Annotated in this window: 18 protein-coding genes; 13 read left to right on the forward strand and 5 right to left on the reverse strand. The window is 62.8% G+C overall.

Features of this window, described 5'->3' with window-relative positions; genetic code table 11:
- Positions 1–4: 4 nt before the first annotated feature.
- The 4 genes from mtaB to NKJ77_RS23325 all read right to left on the reverse strand — a co-directional run bounded on the left by mtaB (position 5) and on the right by NKJ77_RS23325 (position 3,110).
- Positions 5–1,324: a tRNA (N(6)-L-threonylcarbamoyladenosine(37)-C(2))-methylthiotransferase MtaB gene (mtaB, locus tag NKJ77_RS23310; protein ID WP_352535819.1), complete on the reverse strand. Its 1,320-nt coding sequence runs from the start codon at positions 1,322–1,324 to the stop codon at positions 5–7.
- Positions 1,324–2,208 (reverse strand): diaminopimelate epimerase, encoded by an 885-nt coding sequence (gene dapF, locus NKJ77_RS23315; protein ID WP_023694521.1) that lies wholly within the window; start codon positions 2,206–2,208, stop codon positions 1,324–1,326. Before dapF ends, mtaB begins: the two co-directional genes overlap by 1 nt.
- 73 nt (positions 2,209–2,281) lie before the next feature.
- Positions 2,282–2,443 (reverse strand): DUF1328 family protein, encoded by a 162-nt coding sequence (locus NKJ77_RS23320; RefSeq protein WP_023683859.1) that lies wholly within the window; start codon positions 2,441–2,443, stop codon positions 2,282–2,284.
- A 100-nt stretch (positions 2,444–2,543) separates the two neighbouring features.
- Positions 2,544–3,110, reverse strand: coding sequence for a hypothetical protein (locus NKJ77_RS23325; protein ID WP_352535820.1), 567 nt, complete (start codon positions 3,108–3,110; stop codon positions 2,544–2,546).
- A 433-nt stretch (positions 3,111–3,543) separates the two neighbouring features.
- On the opposite strand from NKJ77_RS23325, the gene NKJ77_RS23330 reads away from it, so the two are divergent.
- Both NKJ77_RS23330 and zapE read left to right on the forward strand, forming a co-directional pair.
- Positions 3,544–4,083: a protease inhibitor Inh/omp19 family protein gene (locus NKJ77_RS23330; RefSeq protein ID WP_023687689.1), complete on the forward strand. Its 540-nt coding sequence runs from the start codon at positions 3,544–3,546 to the stop codon at positions 4,081–4,083.
- A 30-nt stretch (positions 4,084–4,113) separates the two neighbouring features.
- On the forward strand, positions 4,114–5,298 hold the full coding sequence (gene zapE / locus NKJ77_RS23335) for a cell division protein ZapE (protein ID WP_352535821.1): 1,185 nt from the start codon (positions 4,114–4,116) through the stop codon (positions 5,296–5,298).
- A 208-nt stretch (positions 5,299–5,506) separates the two neighbouring features.
- Here the strand turns inward: zapE and NKJ77_RS23340 are convergent, their stop codons facing one another.
- Complete coding sequence (locus NKJ77_RS23340; protein WP_352535822.1) at positions 5,507–5,935, reverse strand: GNAT family N-acetyltransferase; 429 nt, start codon at positions 5,933–5,935, stop codon at positions 5,507–5,509.
- A gap of 233 nt (positions 5,936–6,168) precedes the next feature.
- Here NKJ77_RS23340 and mdh point away from each other — a divergent pair, with 233 nt between their 5' ends.
- The 11 genes from mdh (at position 6,169) to lpdA (ending at position 18,048) form a co-directional block, all read left to right on the forward strand.
- The gene (gene mdh / locus NKJ77_RS23345; protein WP_023670541.1) at positions 6,169–7,137 is read left to right on the forward strand and encodes a malate dehydrogenase; all 969 of its coding nucleotides are present in this window, start codon (positions 6,169–6,171) and stop codon (positions 7,135–7,137) included.
- 33 nt (positions 7,138–7,170) lie between these two features.
- Complete coding sequence (gene sucC, locus NKJ77_RS23350) at positions 7,171–8,364, forward strand: ADP-forming succinate--CoA ligase subunit beta (RefSeq protein ID WP_023699240.1); 1,194 nt, start codon at positions 7,171–7,173, stop codon at positions 8,362–8,364.
- Between the two features lie 6 nt (positions 8,365–8,370).
- Entirely contained in the window at positions 8,371–8,742 is a 372-nt protein-coding gene (locus NKJ77_RS23355; RefSeq protein ID WP_023738005.1) for a cupin domain-containing protein, read from the forward strand.
- Between the two features lie 2 nt (positions 8,743–8,744).
- Positions 8,745–9,236, forward strand: coding sequence for a DUF1579 family protein (locus NKJ77_RS23360; RefSeq protein ID WP_023738004.1), 492 nt, complete (start codon positions 8,745–8,747; stop codon positions 9,234–9,236).
- 12 nt (positions 9,237–9,248) lie between these two features.
- Positions 9,249–10,154, forward strand: a complete 906-nt coding sequence (gene sucD / locus NKJ77_RS23365) for a succinate--CoA ligase subunit alpha (protein ID WP_352535823.1) — start codon at positions 9,249–9,251, stop codon at positions 10,152–10,154.
- 128 nt (positions 10,155–10,282) lie between these two features.
- On the forward strand, positions 10,283–13,270 hold the full coding sequence (locus NKJ77_RS23370) for a 2-oxoglutarate dehydrogenase E1 component (RefSeq protein ID WP_352535824.1): 2,988 nt from the start codon (positions 10,283–10,285) through the stop codon (positions 13,268–13,270).
- A 46-nt stretch (positions 13,271–13,316) separates the two neighbouring features.
- Positions 13,317–14,609 carry a 2-oxoglutarate dehydrogenase complex dihydrolipoyllysine-residue succinyltransferase gene (gene odhB / locus NKJ77_RS23375; RefSeq protein WP_023831862.1) on the forward strand — a complete coding sequence of 431 codons (1,293 nt, stop codon included), beginning with the start codon at positions 13,317–13,319 and terminating at the stop codon, positions 14,607–14,609.
- 16 nt (positions 14,610–14,625) lie between these two features.
- Positions 14,626–15,363: a DUF4241 domain-containing protein gene (locus NKJ77_RS23380; protein ID WP_031195599.1), complete on the forward strand. Its 738-nt coding sequence runs from the start codon at positions 14,626–14,628 to the stop codon at positions 15,361–15,363.
- Positions 15,360–15,866 carry a hypothetical protein gene (locus NKJ77_RS23385; protein ID WP_023831861.1) on the forward strand — a complete coding sequence of 169 codons (507 nt, stop codon included), beginning with the start codon at positions 15,360–15,362 and terminating at the stop codon, positions 15,864–15,866. The genes NKJ77_RS23380 and NKJ77_RS23385 overlap by 4 nt, the downstream gene beginning before the upstream one ends.
- Complete coding sequence (locus NKJ77_RS23390) at positions 15,863–16,618, forward strand: SDR family oxidoreductase (protein WP_023831860.1); 756 nt, start codon at positions 15,863–15,865, stop codon at positions 16,616–16,618. The genes NKJ77_RS23385 and NKJ77_RS23390 overlap by 4 nt, the downstream gene beginning before the upstream one ends.
- A 23-nt stretch (positions 16,619–16,641) precedes the next feature.
- Positions 16,642–18,048, forward strand: a complete 1,407-nt coding sequence (lpdA, locus tag NKJ77_RS23395; RefSeq protein WP_023683872.1) for a dihydrolipoyl dehydrogenase — start codon at positions 16,642–16,644, stop codon at positions 18,046–18,048.
- Positions 18,049–18,096 lie beyond the last annotated feature (48 nt).

Below are 18,096 nucleotides of genomic sequence, written 5' to 3' on the forward strand. Positions count from 1 at the left end.
CGTCTCAGGCGGCGCGGGCAGTGAGCGGGGCCGCTATCAGGCGCACGCCGTCATGGCCGGTGATGTCTGCCTCGACGATCTCGCCCGGCGCGCCTGTGCCGAGCCCGGCAAGCGTGAACCCTTCGGTGCGGCCGAGGCCGTCGCGCTCGACCAGGATCGACTGGCGCGTTCCCGGGAGTGACGACAAATGGCGGCGATACGCAGCCTCACCAGCGGCGCGCAGCTGGGCCGCGCGCTGCTTGACCAATTCGCGGCGGACCTGCGGCATGCGCGCGGCGGGCGTGCCTTCGCGCGGCGAAAACGGGAAGACATGCAGGTGCGTCAGCCCACATTCCTCGACGATCTTTATCGAATTCTGAAACATTTCCTCGGTCTCGGTCGGGAAGCCGGCGATGATGTCGGCGCCCAAGACGATTTCGGGGCGCAGCTTGCGCACATCCTCGCAGAAGCGGATCGACTGGTCACGCAAATGCCTGCGCTTCATGCGCTTCAAGATCATGTCGTCGCCCGACTGCAGCGACAGATGCAGATGCGGCATCAGCCTGGGCTCGGTGGCGATGGCGTCCAGCAGATCGTCGTCCGCCTCGATCGAATCGATGGAGGACAGCCGCAGCCGCCTCACATCAGGCACCTGCTTCAGGATGGTCTTCACCAGCTTTCCCAGCTTCGGCGCGCCCGGCAGGTCGGCGCCGAAAGAGGTCATGTCGACGCCGGTCAGCACGATCTCGGCGTAGCCGTTGCCGGCGAGACGCTTGACCTGCTCGACAACCGCGCCCATCGGCACCGAGCGTGAGTTGCCGCGGCCATAGGGGATGATGCAGAAGGTGCAGCGATGGTCGCAGCCATTCTGCACCTGGACGAAAGCACGTGCCCGGCCCTCAATGGCGTGGACCATGTGGCCGGCGGTCTCGCGCACCGAGAAAATGTCGTTGACGCGCGCCTTCTCGCTGTCGTTGACGCCGAAATCCGGCAGCGCGCGGTAGGAGTTGGCCTTCAGCTTCTCTTCGTTGCCAAGCACGAGGTCGACCTCGTCCATGGCGGCAAAATTCTGCGGTTCGGTTTGCGCGGCGCAGCCGGTGACGATGATGCGCGCCGCCGGATTTTCGCGGCGGGCCTTTCTGATCGACTGCCTGGCCTGGCGCACCGCTTCGGCGGTGACGGCGCAGGTGTTGAAGATAATGGCGCCGCCTTTGAGCGCGCCGAGACCTGCGCTTTCGGCCTCGCGGCGCATCACTTCGGATTCATAGGTGTTGAGACGGCAGCCAAAGGTGACGACGTCTATGCCTTGGGAGTTGGGGCCCTTGGTATCGGCAAGTGCAGACATCAGGCCGCGCTTTCGGTGTCGCGGGCCCAGGTGCCGGTCGACGGATCGAAATTGCCGGAAAACTCCCATTCGGCAGCGCCGGTCAGGATGACGTGGTCGTCGTCGCGCCATTCCACATGCAGCGAGCCGCCGCCGGGCGTCATCAGCGTAACGCTGCGGCCGGTGCGCCGGGTGCGGGCAGCGGCGACGACGGAAGCGCAAGCGGCCGAGCCGCAAGCCTTGGTCAGGCCGGCGCCGCGCTCCCAGGTGCGGATGATCATCGTCTCCGGCGACGTTACCTGGGCGATGGTGATGTTGGCGCGCTCGGGGAAGATCGGATGGTTTTCGAGCAGCGGGCCGAAACGCTCGAGTTCGTAGGACCAGACATCGTTGTCGACCCAGAAGATAGCGTGAGGGTTGCCCATCGAGAGAGCCGAAGGCGAATGCAGCACCGGCGCGTCGATGGGGCCGATCTGCAACTCGATCATGCGGGTGTCGCGGAATTCCTCGGCCAGCGGAATGTCCTGCCAGCCAAAGCGCGGAGTGCCCATGTCGACCGAGATGGTGCCGTCGGCATGTTCGACGGCGTTGAGGATGCCGGCGCGGGTCTCGAAGGTGAAAGTCTTCTGGCCGGTTTCAGCGGCCAGCGCCTGGACGACACAGCGCATGCCGTTGCCGCAGGCCTGCGCGCCCGAGCCGTCGGAATTCAAAATGTCGATGTAAAAGGCGGTGCCCGGCGTGCGCGAATCGTGGATCGCCATGATCTGGTCGAACCTGGTCGCCGCATCGGCGTTCAGCGCGACAGCCGACGCCGCCGTGACCCTATCGGCACGGCCACGCATGTCGGCGACGATGATTTCGTTGCCGATGCCGTTCATCTTGGCGAAGGGGGCAGTGCCTGCCATGATCTGAGGTAATTCCTGTACGTTTCGCCGCTATATGGCGGAAACGGGCGGGAATTACCAGTGTGGGCTGCGTCTAGGTTACCGCGAAAACGCCGAGCACGATCAGCAGGAAGATGACGAGAACGATGCCGATCAGCACGCGCGCGCCGGTGGCGGCGGCACCGGCCAGCGCCGGCATGCCGAGCAGGCTGGCGGCGGCAGCAACGATGAGAAGAATGATGATCCATTTGATCATGGACAATGCCTCGCAAATTGACTGGCCTGCAGCCGGCTTAAGAACGCATCTGCCGCGCTCTGGTTCCCTCTTGCCGCGAGGCTCTCTCCGACTGGGCGCGCTATTCGGCAATCTCGAAGTCGGTCGCGAAAGGCGCCGTCTTTTGCGAGTTCTCGTCGTGCATGAGGAAATCCGCTCGGTATTTGCCGGGGGGAACGCCATCCAGGGAGACGTTTAATTTGAAGAACATCTCTCGGTTATGCGAGCGCGAGGCGAGCTGGACCCGGCCAAGCTTTTCGACGGTTCCCAGCTTCTCGCCCGACTGGGAAAGCACGGTAAGGTCAACGTAAAGCGCGATCTGGTTGTTGCCGAGCCCATCCGAGCCGTAGCCGTAACCGACCGGCTCCATATAAAGCACAATCTCTTCGCCCGGCTTGTAGACATGGTTCGGGCGCTCGGCGTAGGCGCCGAACCCGCTGGCCGACAGGATATGCTTCACATTTTGCACGCCAAGCGGCATCGCTTGCCACAGAGCGTCCTCGGCGCTGCGGAATTTGTCCAGCGCGCCGGCGCCATCACCCGCCTGCAGTGCCTTTTCGGCTTCAGCGGCGCGATCGGAGATTTCGCCCGCGAAAGCGGCCGGCGTCGAAATTACCAGCGCGATCAAAACTGCCAAGATTGATTTCATCTGTTCCCCCTTTTGCGATAGAACATCGGCTAAAACGGCAGTGCCGTAAACGGCCAAATGCAGACTCCAGCCGCGCTCGATCTCGGGAACGTCCCAAACCTCGCCCGGACGCAAGGCGCGAAACCGCTCACGCGCCAGGCCTTGCGCCTCAAGCGCTTCAGTCAGTTTTGCGCCGGCAGTTGCGCTCGACCGCCGATGCGCCGACCTGCTGCGGGCTCCGGTGCCGCTTTCGCAACCAATGTACCGGTTGGAACCGCGCTAGAGCGAAGACATGCCTTTTGTCCGCCAGCCATTTTGCGACAAATTTACAACAATTCGTGGTGCAAACCCTATTTTAACCATATCGGGTTGAAATTTCGCCACCTTCTCCATCTTGGTGAGGGGTGAGATTGTGCGGACGGCTTCCCCCCAGCCGGATCCGACGGAGGTTGGAATGATTTTTTCGAGAAGCGGGCTGATGGCCGTATCGCTGGCAGCGCTCGTTGCGAGCGGCTGTTCGACCTCGCGTTTTTCATCGATGGATGACCAGCAGCCCGCCCCGCTGCAGCCCGCGCCCGCCGGCACGGTGAGCGGAAGCCAACTGCCGCCCCCGGCAGCGCCGGGCACCACCGACCCATCGCAATTCCCGACCGCGCCGGCAGGTGCGCAGGTCGCCTCGCTGCCGCCGGACGGATCGGCGCCGGCCGGAGCCTCCGACCTTACCGCTGCGAGCGTTGCCGGCGTTTGGAACGCCAGCGTGTCCGGACAGAGCTGCAAGGTGGCGACGCCGCAGACCAAATTCGGCGCCGGCTTCCGCGCCGGGCCGCTGCATTGCCCGCCGCCCATCGACGGCATCAAATCGTGGAACGTCGCCGGCAAGCAGCTGACGCTCTATGACGAGAATGGCGGCACGCTGGCGCGGCTCTATTCCTCGGGCGGTTCGAAATTCGACGGCCAAACTACCAACGGCTTGCCGATATCGCTTACAAGATAGGCTGCCTATCCCTAGACAGCGACGTGACCGATGCATCTGCGTGACGGCCTCCAGACCCATGCGACCGTCAGGCAGCGCTACGACCATCTGGTCGCAACCGGCGCCATCGAGCGCGATGCGGCGCAGGAGCGCATCGCCGCCGCGCTCGACCGGCTGACCGACGAGATCTCGGTCAAGCGGCTGGCGCACAAGTCGAGCGCGCTCGGCTGGCTGTTTGCCCGCAAGCGCGAGACGCGCGAGGTCGTCAAGGGCCTCTACATTCATGGCGGCGTCGGTCGCGGCAAGACCATGCTGATGGATATGTTCTTCGAGCTGTTGCCGGTCAGGCGCAAGCGCCGCGTTCATTTCAACGACTTCATGGCCGATGTGCAGGACCGCATCCAGAAGCACCGGCAGGCGCGCAAGAACGGCGACGTCAAGGAGGACGACCCGATCCCGCCGGTCGCGCTTCAGCTTGCCGAACAGGCCTGGGTGCTGTGCTTCGATGAGTTTTCGGTCACCGACATTGCCGATGCGATGGTCCTGTCGCGGCTGTTTTCGGCGCTGTTCGCCAATGGCGTGGTTCTGGTCGCCACCTCGAATGTCGCGCCGCAGGACCTTTATCGCGACGGGCTGAACCGCCAGCTCTTCCTGCCCTTCATCAGCATTCTCGAGCGCCACGCCCATGTGCTGACGCTTGATGCCGACAAGGACTACAGGCTGGAAAAGCTCGCCCGCACGCCTGTCTATGTCACGCCGGCGGATGCCGAAGCCGATCGTATGCTCGACGAGGCCTGGCAGGCGATGACGCGTGGAGCGCTGACGGCCGAGACCTCGCTGACGCTCAAGGGGCGGCAGGTGAGGATACCGGCTGCTTCCGGCAATGCGGCGCGGTTTTCCTTCGCCGATCTCTGCGAAAAGCCGCTCGGCGCGCGCGATTTCCTGGCGATTGCCGGCCGCTTCTCGACCGTCTTCATCGATCACGTGCCGGTGCTGGGCGAAGGCAAGCGCAACGAGGCCAAGCGCTTCATCCTCCTGATAGACACGCTCTACGATCATCACACGCGGCTGGTGGTAAGCGCCGATGCCTCGCCCCCTGAGCTCTATACGGCCAGGCGCGGCAACGAGGTGTTCGAATTCGAGCGCACGGCCTCGCGGCTGATCGAAATGCAGAGCCGGGATTGGCTGGAGGACTGGGCGGAACGGCAAAAGGCGAAGGCGGAAGTGCAGGTCTGAGGGTTCGAAGAGGTCATTATGTAGTGATCCTTCGCGCCCCCCTCTGTCCTGCCGGACATCTCCCCCACACGGGGGGAGATTGGCGGTTTCGGCGCTCCGCTCATTCCTGCGGCCATTGGAGATTGGCGAAAGGTCGCGTGACGTCCGATCTCCCCCCTCGTGAGGGAGATGCCTGGCAAGGCAGAGGGGGGCGCTGTCCCGCCGACGCCTAAAGGTCATACGCATACATTACAAACGCCTCCGCCGGCCCATGCACCTCCTTGCGCGATTCATAAAGCGCGCGCGCTGGCACATTGTCCGGTTCGGTGCCGACCCAGGCTTCGCCGCATCCCTGCTCGCGGCCGAGCGCGAACATCGCGTCGAGCATTTTTCGCGCGATGCCATGGCGCTGGTAGGCGGGTGAGACGCCGACCTCGTCGATGTAGAGTTCGCTGACCTTGTCCAGGTGGCGGTGGATGACGGCAGCACACTGGCCGACGACGACGCCATCGGCCAGTGCCACAATCATCATATTACCTGAGGAGGCGAGGTAGGCGGACAGTCTGTCGGCCCGTACCCGTTCATCGAACACGTCTTCGGCGATGCGCTTCACAAGGCCGTCATCGCCTGGATATAGTCTTCTGATTTCCACGTTCATTGTGTAAAATCTCTCAAGTCGGCTTACAAACTTTGACGTTTACGTAAATCCCAATGTTTCTAACCGATTGAAATTATTCACTCGAAAATAATCGATTGAATATATTTTCCACCAGGGCTACTGGATGCGGCGAAATCCGCTGACACCACAGCATTCCGGCCTCTTCCTCGACGCCGTCAACCAGATCGCCAGAGATTTGGGCGTCGTCACAGACAAAGGGAAAATTTCCTCACATGGCACGCAACAAGATAGCGCTCATCGGCTCCGGCATGATCGGCGGCACGCTCGCTCACATGATCGGCCTCAAGGACCTCGGCGACGTGGTGCTGTTCGATATTGCCGAGGGCATCCCGCAAGGCAAGGGGCTCGATATCGCGCAGTCTTCGCCGGTCGATGGTTTTGACTCCCGGCTGACCGGCGTCAATGATTATGCCGGGATCGAGGGCGCCGATGTCTGCATCGTCACTGCCGGCGTGCCGCGCAAGCCGGGTATGAGCCGCGACGATCTGCTGGGCATCAACCTCAAGGTCATGGAACAGGTCGGCGCCGGGCTGAAGAAATATGCGCCGAAGGCTTTCGTCATCTGCATCACCAACCCGCTCGATGCCATGGTCTGGGCGCTGCAGAAGTTTTCGGGCCTGCCCAAGACCCATGTCGTCGGCATGGCCGGCGTGCTCGATAGCGCGCGCTTCCGCTATTTCCTCGCCGAGGAGTTCAAGGTCTCGGTCGAGGACGTCACCGCCTTCGTGCTGGGTGGCCATGGCGATTCCATGGTGCCGATGATCCGCTATTCCACGGTGTCGGGCATTCCGCTGCCGGACCTCATCAAGATGGGCTGGACCTCGAAGGAAAAGCTCGACCAGATCGTCCAGCGCACCCGTGACGGCGGCGCCGAGATCGTTGGCCTCTTGAAGACCGGCTCGGCCTTCTACGCGCCGGCGGCTTCCGCAATTTCGATGGCCGAATCCTATCTCAAGGACAAGAAGCGCGTGCTGCCTTGTGCGGCGCATCTCTCGGGCCAGTATGGCGTCAAGGGCACCTATGTCGGCGTTCCCGTTGTCATCGGCGCCGGCGGCGTCGAGCGCATCATCGAGATCGACCTCAACAAGGCCGAGCAGAAGATGTTCGACGCTTCGGTGGCGACGGTGCAGGGCCTGACCGAGGCTTGCGTCAAGATCGCCCCGCACCTCGCCTCGAAGTAATCCCCCAAAGCAGCCGATCCGGAGACCATCCAGATGAACATCCATGAATATCAAGGCAAGGCGCTGCTGAAGTCGTTTGGTGCGCCGGTGGCCGAAGGCGTGCCGGTGTTCAAGGCAAGCGAGGCGGAAGCCGCGGCACAAGCGCTGCCCGGCCCGCTCTATGTGGTGAAGAGCCAGATCCACGCCGGTGGCCGCGGCAAGGGGAAGTTCAAGGAACTGTCGCCCGACGCAAAGGGCGGCGTGCGGCTGGCTAAGTCGGTTGCCGAAGTCGTTGCCAACGCCAATGAGATGCTCGGCCACACGCTGGTGACCAAGCAGACCGGCCCCGCCGGCAAGCAGGTCAACCGTCTTTATATCGAGGACGGCGCCGACATCGAGCGCGAGCTTTATCTGTCGATCCTGGTCGACCGCTCGGTCGGCCGCATCGCTTTCGTCGTCTCGACCGAGGGCGGCATGGACATTGAAGGCGTCGCCCACGACACACCGGACAAGATCATCACCCGCGCCATCGATCCGCTGGCCGGCGTGACGACCATCGACGTCGACATATTGGTGGAAGCGCTGGGACTAAACGGCGATGCCGCCAAGGATGCCGGCACGCTGTTCCCGATCCTCTACAAGGCCTTTGTCGAGAAGGACATGAGCCTGCTCGAGGTCAACCCGCTGATCGTGATGAAGAACGGCAGGCTGCGCGTGCTCGACGCCAAGGTGTCGTTCGACAACAATGCGCTGTTTCGCCATCCCGAGCTGATGGAACTGCGCGACACCACCGAAGAGGACGAGAAGGAGATCGAGGCGTCGAAATACGACCTCGCCTATGTCGCGCTCGATGGCAATATCGGCTGCATGGTCAATGGCGCCGGCCTTGCCATGGCGACGATGGACATCATCAAGCTCTATGGCGCCGAGCCCGCCAACTTCCTCGATGTCGGCGGCGGCGCGTCGAAGGAGAAGGTGACGGCGGCGTTCAAGATCATCACCAAGGATCCGGCCGTCAAGGGCATACTAATCAACATCTTCGGCGGCATCATGAAGTGCGACATCATTGCCGAGGGCGTCATTGCCGCGGTCAAGGAAGTCGGCCTGGAAGTGCCGCTGGTGGTGCGCCTCGAAGGCACCAATGCCGAACTCGGCAAGAAGATCATCAACGACAGCGGCCTCAACGTGGTGTCGGCGGACGATCTCGACGACGCAGCCAAGAAGATCGTGGCCGCGGTGAAGGGCTGAAGGCGAATGCCTCCGCGCAAGATAAACCTGGTCGAGGCGGCGGATCGAACGATCACCAAGGTCTTCGATCCGCATATCGCCGGCGACGTCAATGACAGCCAGGCGAAGGTCGCCAAGTTCGGCGGGACCTTCGACTGGCACGCGCATGAGCATGAGGACGAAGCCTTCCTCGTCCTGCGGGGCAGGATCGCCATCGATTTCCGTGACGGTCCGGTCGAACTCGGCGAGGGTGATTTCATCGTCGTGCCGAAGGGCGTCGAGCACCGGCCGCGCTCGCTGACCGCCGAGCCGGTGGTGCTGATGTTCGAGCCGGCAACGACGCTCAACACCGGCAACGCCAAGAGCGACCTCACCGTCTCCGACCTGAAGCGGCTCTGACCATGAACGCGTTCTCCTCGCTCTCGGCCGATCACCAGCGCCTGCAGGCACTCGTCGGCGCGTGGCGCGGCGAGGAAGAGGTGGCGGAAACGCAGTGGGCCGATGGCGGACCGGCGACTTCCGACGTGCTGACAGAGCCACAGTTCGGCGGCCTGTTCGTGGTCCAGCGCTATCGCCAGCGCCGCGACGGCACGGTCTCGTTTGGCTCGCACAGCGTGTTCGGCTTCGACCAGCCAAACAGGCTCTTCACCATGCACCAGTTCGACTCCATGGGTTTTGTGCCGGCCACGCCGGCCACAGGAACGTGGAACGGCGATGAGCTGGTCCTGGAGCGGTCGTCGCCGCGTGGCTCAGCGCGCGTGACCTATATTTTCGACAATGCCGATGCCTACCGGATGCGACTGCATTTCAAACCTGCCGGCAGCGACAGCTGGCAAGACATGGTGAGCGGCGTCTACCGGCGCGTTTCGCCTTCCTCGATCAACGGTTTTTAGAAAAGGGCTCCGATGTCCATTCTCATCGACAAGAACACCAAGGTGCTGGTGCAGGGCCTGACCGGCAAGACCGGCACGTTCCACACCGAACAGGCGCTGGCCTATCACGGCACCAGGATGGTGGGCGGTATCCATCCAAAGAAGGGTGGCGCGACCTGGACCGGCGCCAAGGGCGAAAACCTGCCGATCTTCGCCTCGGTCGCCGAGGGCAAGGAAAAGACCGGCGCCAACGCCTCGGTCGTCTATGTGCCGCCGGCGGGCGCCGCCGAAGCCATCCTCGAAGCCATCGAAGCCGAGATCCCGCTGATCGTCTGCATCACCGAAGGCATTCCGGTGATGGACATGGTCAGGGTCAAGGCGCGGCTCGACCGCTCGACCTCGCGGCTGATCGGCCCGAACTGCCCTGGTGTGCTCACCCCCGACGAATGCAAGATCGGCATCATGCCCGGCAACATCTTCCGCAAAGGCTCGGTCGGCGTTGTTTCGCGCTCGGGAACGCTTACCTATGAGGCAGTGTTCCAGACCACAAATGTCGGCCTCGGCCAGACGACCGCCGTCGGTATCGGCGGCGACCCCGTCAAAGGCACCGAGTTCATCGACGTGCTCGAGATGTTCCTCGCCGACGACGAGACCAAGTCGATCATCATGATCGGCGAGATCGGCGGTTCGGCCGAGGAAGACGCCGCGCAGTTCCTCAAGGACGAGGCCAAACGCGGCCGCAAAAAGCCGATGGCGGGCTTCATCGCCGGGCGCACCGCGCCGGCCGGTCGCACCATGGGCCATGCGGGCGCGGTCATCTCCGGCGGCAAGGGCGGCGCGGAAGACAAGATCGCGGCGATGGAATCGGCCGGCATTAAAGTATCGCCATCGCCGGCGCGTCTGGGCACGACGCTGGTCGAGGCGATCAAGGCCAAGTGAGTAGCGAGTAGTGAATAGCGAATAGGGAAAAGAGAGTAACGGCGCGACCCGGGAAAAATCCCTACTCGCTATTCGCTACTCACTATTCGCTTTTGAAAAGGAGACGGAGCCAGGCTCCGCGGACAAAAATGGCAAGACAAGATCAGGCCAACGACCAATTTTCGCTCACCTCTTTCCTCTATGGCGGCAATGCCGACTATATCGACGCGCTGTACGCGTCCTATGAGGATGATCCAGAGTCGGTAAACCCCGAATGGCAGGATTTTTTCGCCGGGCTGAAGGACGACGCCGGCGATGTGCGCAAGAACGCCAAGGGCGCTTCCTGGGCAAAGCCCTCCTGGCCGCTGCAGGCCAATGGCGAACTGGTGTCGGCGCTCGACGGCAATTGGGGCATCGTCGAGAAGCATCTGGAAAAGAAGGTCAAGGACAAGGCGGTCACCAATGGCGTCGTGCTGTCGGATGCCGACGTGCATCAGGCGACGCGCGATTCGGTGCGCGCCATCATGATGATCCGCGCCTTCCGCATGCGCGGCCATCTGCATGCCAATCTCGACCCGCTCGGCATCGCCAAGCCGCTTGAGGACTATAACGAGCTGTCCCCGGAGAATTACGGTTTCACCGCAGCCGACTACGACCGGCCGATCTTCCTCGACAATGTGCTCGGCCTCGAATTCGGCACCATCCGGCAGATGCTGGAGATCCTGACCCGCACCTATTGCTCGACGCTCGGTGTCGAGTTCATGCACATTTCCGACCCCGAGGAGAAGGCCTGGATCCAGGCGCGCATCGAAGGTGCTGACAAGGAGATTTCCTTCACCGCTACGGGAAAAAAAGCGATCCTGCAGAAGCTGGTCGAGGCCGAAGGCTTCGAGCAGTTCATCGATGTCAAGTACAAGGGTACCAAGCGCTTCGGCCTCGATGGCAGCGAAGGCCTGATCCCGGCGCTGGAGCAGATCATCAAGCGCGGCGGCCAGCTCGGCATGAAGGAGATCGTGCTCGGCATGGCGCATCGCGGCCGGCTGAACGTGCTGTCCCAGGTGATGGCCAAACCGCATCGCGCCATCTTCCACGAATTCAAGGGCGGCTCGGCCGCTCCTGACGAGGTCGAGGGCTCGGGCGACGTCAAGTACCATCTCGGCGCCTCGTCGGACCGCGAATTCGACGGCAACAAGGTGCATCTGTCGCTGACCGCCAATCCTTCGCATCTGGAAATCGTCGATCCGGTTGTGATGGGCAAGGCGCGCGCCAAGCAGGACTATCTGTTCGGCCGCAGCCGCGAGGAGATCGTGCCGCTGGAAGAGCGCGCCAAGGTGCTGCCGCTGCTTCTGCATGGCGACGCCGCCTTTGCTGGCCAGGGCGTAATCGCGGAAATTCTCGGCCTGTCGGGCCTGCGCGGCCACCGCGTCGCCGGCACGCTGCATTTCATCATCAACAACCAGATCGGCTTCACCACCAATCCGCGCTTCTCGCGCTCGTCGCCCTATCCGTCCGACGTCGCCAAGATGATCGAGGCGCCGATCTTCCACGTCAATGGCGACGACCCGGAAGCGGTGGTGCATGCCACCAAGGTGGCGATCGAATTTCGCATGAAGTTCCACAAGCCGGTGGTGGTGGACATGTTCTGCTATCGCCGCTTCGGCCACAATGAGGGTGACGAGCCGGCTTTCACCCAGCCGATCATGTACGCCAACATCCGCAACCACAAGACGACGGTGCAGATCTATGGCGAGCGGCTGATCGCCGAGGGCCATATCAGCCAGGCCGAACTCGACAAGATGAAGGCCGACTGGCGCGCCCATCTGGAGTCCGAATGGGAAGTCGGCCAGCACTACAAGCCTAACAAGGCCGACTGGCTGGACGGCGCCTGGTCTGGTCTGCGCACCGCCGACAACCAGGACGAACAGCGCCGCGGCAAGACCGCCGTGCCGGTCAAGGTGCTGAAGGACATCGGCAAGAAACTGACCGAGGTGCCGAAAGGTTTCGAGGCGCACAAGACCATCATCCGCTTCCTCGAAAACCGCCGCCAGGCGATCGACTCCGGCGAAGGCATCGACTGGTCGACGGCCGAGGCGCTGGCCTTCGGCGCCATCCTGCTCGACGGCAATCCGATCCGGCTCTCCGGCCAGGATTCAGAACGCGGCACCTTCTCGCAGCGCCATTCCGTGCTCTACGACCAGAAGGACGAGACCCGCTACATCCCGCTCAACAATCTGTCGGCGGCACAGGCCGGCTACGAAGTCATCAACTCGATGCTGTCGGAAGAGGCGGTGCTTGGCTTCGAATATGGCTACAGCCTGGCCGAGCCGAAGGCGCTGACGCTCTGGGAAGCGCAGTTCGGCGATTTCGCCAACGGCGCCCAGGTGGTGTTCGACCAGTTCATCTCGTCGGGCGAGCGCAAGTGGCTCAGAATGTCAGGCCTGGTATGCCTGCTGCCGCATGGCTATGAAGGCCAGGGTCCGGAGCATTCTTCGGCCCGGCTCGAGCGCTTTCTGCAGCTTTGCGCCGAAGACAATATGCAAGTCGCCAACTGCACCACGCCGGCCAACTACTTCCACATATTGCGCCGGCAGCTGAAGCGCGACTTCCGCAAGCCGCTGATCCTGATGACGCCGAAATCGCTGCTGCGCCACAAGCGGGCAGTGTCGACGCTGCCGGAGATTTCGGGCGAAAGCTCGTTCCACCGGCTTTTGTGGGACGATGCCCAGCTGCTGCAGAACCAGACGATCAAGCTCACCAAGGATTCCAAGGTCCGCCGCGTCGTGCTGTGCTCGGGCAAGGTCTATTATGACCTCTACGAGGAACGCGAGAAGCGCGGCATCAACGACATCTATCTCTTGCGCGTCGAACAGCTCTATCCGTTCCCGGCCAAGGCGCTGATCACCGAACTGTCGCGCTTCCGCAATGCCGAGATGGTGTGGTGCCAGGAGGAACCCAAGAATATGGGCGCCTGGTCGTTCATCGATCCGTATCTGGAATGGGTGCTGGCTCATATCGACGCCAAGCATCAGCGGGTGCGCTATACCGGACGTCCGGCGGCGGCATCGCCGGCGACCGGTCTGATGTCGAAGCATTTGGCGCAGCTCGCTGCCCTGCTCGAAGACGCGCTCGGCGAATAGAACAAACCCGGCGAATAGAACAGACAGAGAAGAAACGGACAGCACAATGGCTACCGAAATCCGCGTTCCCACTCTCGGCGAATCCGTCACCGAGGCGACCATCGGCAAGTGGTTCAAGAAGGTCGGCGATGCCATTGCCGTCGACGAGCCGCTGGTCGAGCTCGAAACCGACAAGGTGACGGTGGAAGTGCCTGCCGCCGCCGCCGGCACGCTTGGCGAGATCACCGCCAAGGAAGGCGAGACCGTCGGCGTCGGTGCGTTGCTGGGTTCGATCTCGGCAGGCGTCGCCACGGCCGCCCCGGCGTCCAAGCAGGAGACCAAGCCGCAAGCTGTGTCGCAGGCGTCGAGCCCCGACGCGGCACATACGACCAAGCAGGCCGCGGCCGAGACCGCCAAGATAGCCGGCGATGCCGGGCCGGTCGAGCCGCGCACAATGCCGCCGGCGCCAGCTGCCGCAAAGCTGATCGCCGAGAACAATCTGTCGGTCGACCAGGTTTCTGGCTCGGGCAAGCGCGGCCAGGTGCTGAAGGGCGATGTGCTCGACGCGATTTCCAAGGGCGCGCCGTCGCAGTCGGCCGAAATTCCGAAGGCCGCACCGGCTCCGGTCGCCGTGCGTGCGCCGTCCTCGGGCGACGATGCGTCGCGCGAGGAGCGCGTGCGCATGACCAAGCTGCGCCAGACCATTGCGCGCCGGCTGAAGGAAGCGCAGTCGACCGCCGCCATGCTGACCACCTTCAACGAGGTCGACATGTCGGCGGTGATGGCGCTCAGGACCAAGTACAAGGACATCTTCGAGAAGAAGCACGGCGTGAAGCTCGGCTTCATGGGCTTCTTCACCAAGGCCGTCACCCACGCCTTGAAGGAGATCCCCTCGGTCAATGCCGAGATCGACGGCACCGACATTATCTTCAAGAACTATGCCCATATCGGCGTCGCCGTCGGCACCGAAAAGGGCCTCGTCGTGCCGGTGGTGCGCGACGCCGATCAGATGTCGATTGCCGAAATAGAGAAGGATATCGGCCGGCTGGGCATCGCCGCACGCGACGGCAAGCTGTCGGTCGCCGACATGCAAGGCGGCACGTTCACGATTTCCAACGGTGGCGTCTACGGTTCGCTGATGTCGACGCCGATCCTCAATGCGCCGCAGTCGGGCATTCTTGGCATGCACAAGATCCAGGACCGGCCCGTCGTGGTCGGCGGCCAGATCGTGATTCGGCCGATGATGTACCTGGCGCTCAGCTACGATCACCGCATCGTCGACGGCAAGGAAGCGGTGACCTTCCTGGTCCGCGTCAAGGACAGCCTGGAAGATCCGGAACGGCTGGTGCTTGATTTGTGATCGGAGCTGATCCGTCATGAGCGGCTGGCTGGCGCGGTTTGGGTTCAAGCTGGGTCGAGTAGCGGGTAGCGTATTGAGGCGTTCCCGGCCGGCGGCTTCCGCCGCCATCTCTCCGCCGGCGACATCGACTGAATGGGATTCGGCGCCGGCGAGCAGCAATCTCGGTGTCTTCGCTCTCAGCGAAGCCGAAATGGCGGAGCGGAAGATCATCGTCACCGCGATCGGTGAGCTTGAGCTACCGACCGGCGAAATCATCGCTTGCGATCCACTGATTACCGGGCTGGAACGGCCTGTGTTTAGCCGTAAGGTCAGGCCGGGATGCTATCCAGTCACGTTGCTTGAGGCGCAAGGCCGTGTTGCTGCAGCGGTATTGCGGTTTGGCACTGGCTTGCCGGTGCGGTGGGAGTTGGCTGCCTTCGTCCGCGACGTCGGCACATCGTCCTGGAAGTCTGGATTTATTGTCGATGATAATGTTGCTTCGTTCATGGACAAGTCGGTTCTGACGCTGATGTCCGACCAGGAGGAACTCGACAGCTATCTTGCTGACGTTGCATGCTCGTTCGACAAGTTCCGCATGGATAATCCGGTTGATGGAAATCCGCTTAATATAGCCATGTTCGACACTGGCTTCGGTGATGGGAACTATTATTCCTTCTGGGGACTGGATGCGGCCGGCGAGCCGCTGGTCTTGATGACCGATTTCGAGGTGCTCGAAAACGCCGACGGCCGCGAGAGCAGCCAGAGCAATTCATGACAAACATCGCTTCGCCAATGATCGGATTTATGGCCGGGCTGGCTGTTCTCGCAGCGGGTTACGAGGCGCATGCCGCCTGCCCGCTGGCGCTTGCTGTCTATGGCGATGCCGAGAGCGATGCCGGCATCGATTTCCGGCCGACGACCGATGCGGTCACCGTCACCAACTCCTTCACGATGGTGCTCGATAAAGGTGTCGTCCTCGACGGCATCGTCATGTGGACCTCCGGTGTTTCGCGACCGCATGGCTCGCTGATGTACAAATGCTCGACCGGCGACGTCACCGGTGACGAGCTTGCCGCCTGCACGGTCTGGCAGGGCGTGGTCTACAGCGCCGACGACAAGGGCAACATTGCGTTGCTGGCGGCCGAAGGCACGGACGCGCCGCAGAGCCTGATCTTCCCCGATCTGGGTCCATCGTTGCAGATGTCGTCCGCCTTTGGCTCCATCGGTTTTTCGAAACTGCCGTGGGATGTGTTTTTGCTGAAAGGTTGCCAGGAATGAGCGCGGCGAAGAAAGTTCTTCTGGTCACCGGCGGCAGTCGTGGCATTGGTGCGGCCACTTGCCGGCTTGCGGCGAAGGCCGGCTACCGCGTCGCGGTCAACTATGCCGCAAACGAGGCCGCGGCCCAGGCGCTGGTCGCCGAGATCGAGGCCGGTGGCGGTGAAGCGATAGCGATCAAGGGCGATGTCGGCGTCGAGGCTGACATCGTCGCCGTGTTCGAAGCCGTCGATGGCGCCTATGGCCGGCTCGACGCGCTGGTCAACAATGCCGGCGTCGTCGACGTCAAGGCGCGTGTCGACGAGATGAGCCTGGCGCGGCTGGAGCGCATGATGCGCATCAATGTCATCGGCTCGTTTCTGTGCGCCCGCGAGGCGGTGAGGCGCATGTCGAGCAAGCATGGCGGCCAGGGCGGCGCCATCGTCAACATCTCGTCGGCTGCGTCGCTACACGGCTCGCCCGGCGAATATGTCGACTATGCAGCGTCCAAGGCGGCGATCGACACTTTTACGCTCGGCCTGGCGCGCGAAGTCGCGACCGAAGGCGTGCGCGTCAACGCGATACGGCCGGGCATCATCGACACCGAGATCCACGCTTCGGGCGGCCAGCCGGACCGGGTCGAGCGGTTCCGCGACATGCTGCCGATGAAACGAGCCGGCACGGCGGATGAAGTCGCGCATGCCGTTCTCTATCTTTTGTCGGATGAAGCGTCCTACACGACGGGCGCAATCCTGAATGTAAGCGGCGGCCGCTGAGCCCCAAGCTAAGGGAAACGAACATGGCTTATGATGTCGTTATCATAGGGTCGGGACCGGGCGGCTATGTCTGTGCCATCAAGGCGGCACAGCTCGGGCTCAAGGTCGCGGTGGTCGAGAAGAACGCCACTTTCGGCGGCACCTGCCTGAACATCGGCTGCATCCCATCCAAGGCGCTGCTTTATGCCTCGGAGATGTTCGCCGAGGCCGGCCATTCCTTCGATGCGCTGGGCGTCGAGATACCGGCGCCGAAACTCAATCTGAAGAAGATGATGGCGCACAAGGACGCGACCGTTTCGGCCAACGTCAATGGCGTCGCCTTCCTGTTCAAGAAAAACAAGATCGATAGTTTCCGTGGCACCGGGAAGGTGGTTGCGGCCGGCAAGGTGTTGGTGACGGCTGAGGACGGCAAGGTCGAGGAGATCGAGACGAAAAACATCGTTATTGCCACGGGCTCCGATGTCGCCGGCATTCCCGGCGTCAAGGTCGACATCGACGAGAAGGTGATCGTATCGTCGACCGGCGCGCTGTCGCTGGAGAAAGTGCCGGGACATCTGGTGGTGGTCGGCGGTGGGGTCATCGGTCTGGAGCTCGGCTCGGTCTGGGCACGGCTCGGCGCCAAGGTCACCGTGGTCGAATTCCTCGACACCATCCTGGGCGGCATGGACGGCGAGGTCTCCAAGCAGTTCCAGCGCCTGCTTTCCAAGCAGGGTTTCGAGTTCAAGCTCGGCGCCAAGGTGACAGGGGTGACCAAGGCCAAAAAGGGCGCCGCCGTTGCGTTCGAACCGGTCAAGGGTGGTGCGGCCGAGACCATCGAGGCCGACGCGGTGCTGATCTCGACCGGACGCCGGGCCTATTCCGACAGCCTCGGGTTGAAAGAAGCCGGCGTCGAGGTCGACGAGCGCGGCCGGGTCAAGACCGACGGGCATCTCAGGACCAACGTGGCCGGCATCTACGCCATTGGCGACGTCATCGCCGGGCCGATGCTGGCGCACAAGGCCGAGGATGAAGGCGTGGCGGTGGCCGAGACCATTGCCGGCCAGGCCGGCCATGTGAATTACGACGTCATTCCGAGCGTCGTCTACACCAGCCCGGAAATCGCTTCGGTCGGCAAGACAGAGGAAGAGCTGAGGAAGGCCGGCATCGACTACAAAACCGGCAAATTCCCGTTCACCGCCAACGGCCGCGCGCGCGCCATGCTGCACACAGACGGCTTCGTGAAAATCCTCGCCGACAAAGCCAGCGACCGCGTGCTCGGCGTCCACATTGTCGGCTTCGGCGCCGGCGAGATGATCCATGAGGCGGCGGTGCTGATGGAGTTCGGCGGCTCCTCGGAAGACCTCGCCCGCACCTGCCACGCGCATCCGACGATGTCGGAAGCGGTCAAGGAAGCGGCGCTGGCGACGTTCTTCAAGCCGATCCATATTTAAGGAAACGCTGGAGGGACAGCACCCCCCTCTGGCCTGCCGGCCATCTCC

The sequence above is a fragment of the Mesorhizobium sp. M0052 genome (assembly GCF_040323255.1).
Taxonomy (GTDB): domain Bacteria; phylum Pseudomonadota; class Alphaproteobacteria; order Rhizobiales; family Rhizobiaceae; genus Mesorhizobium.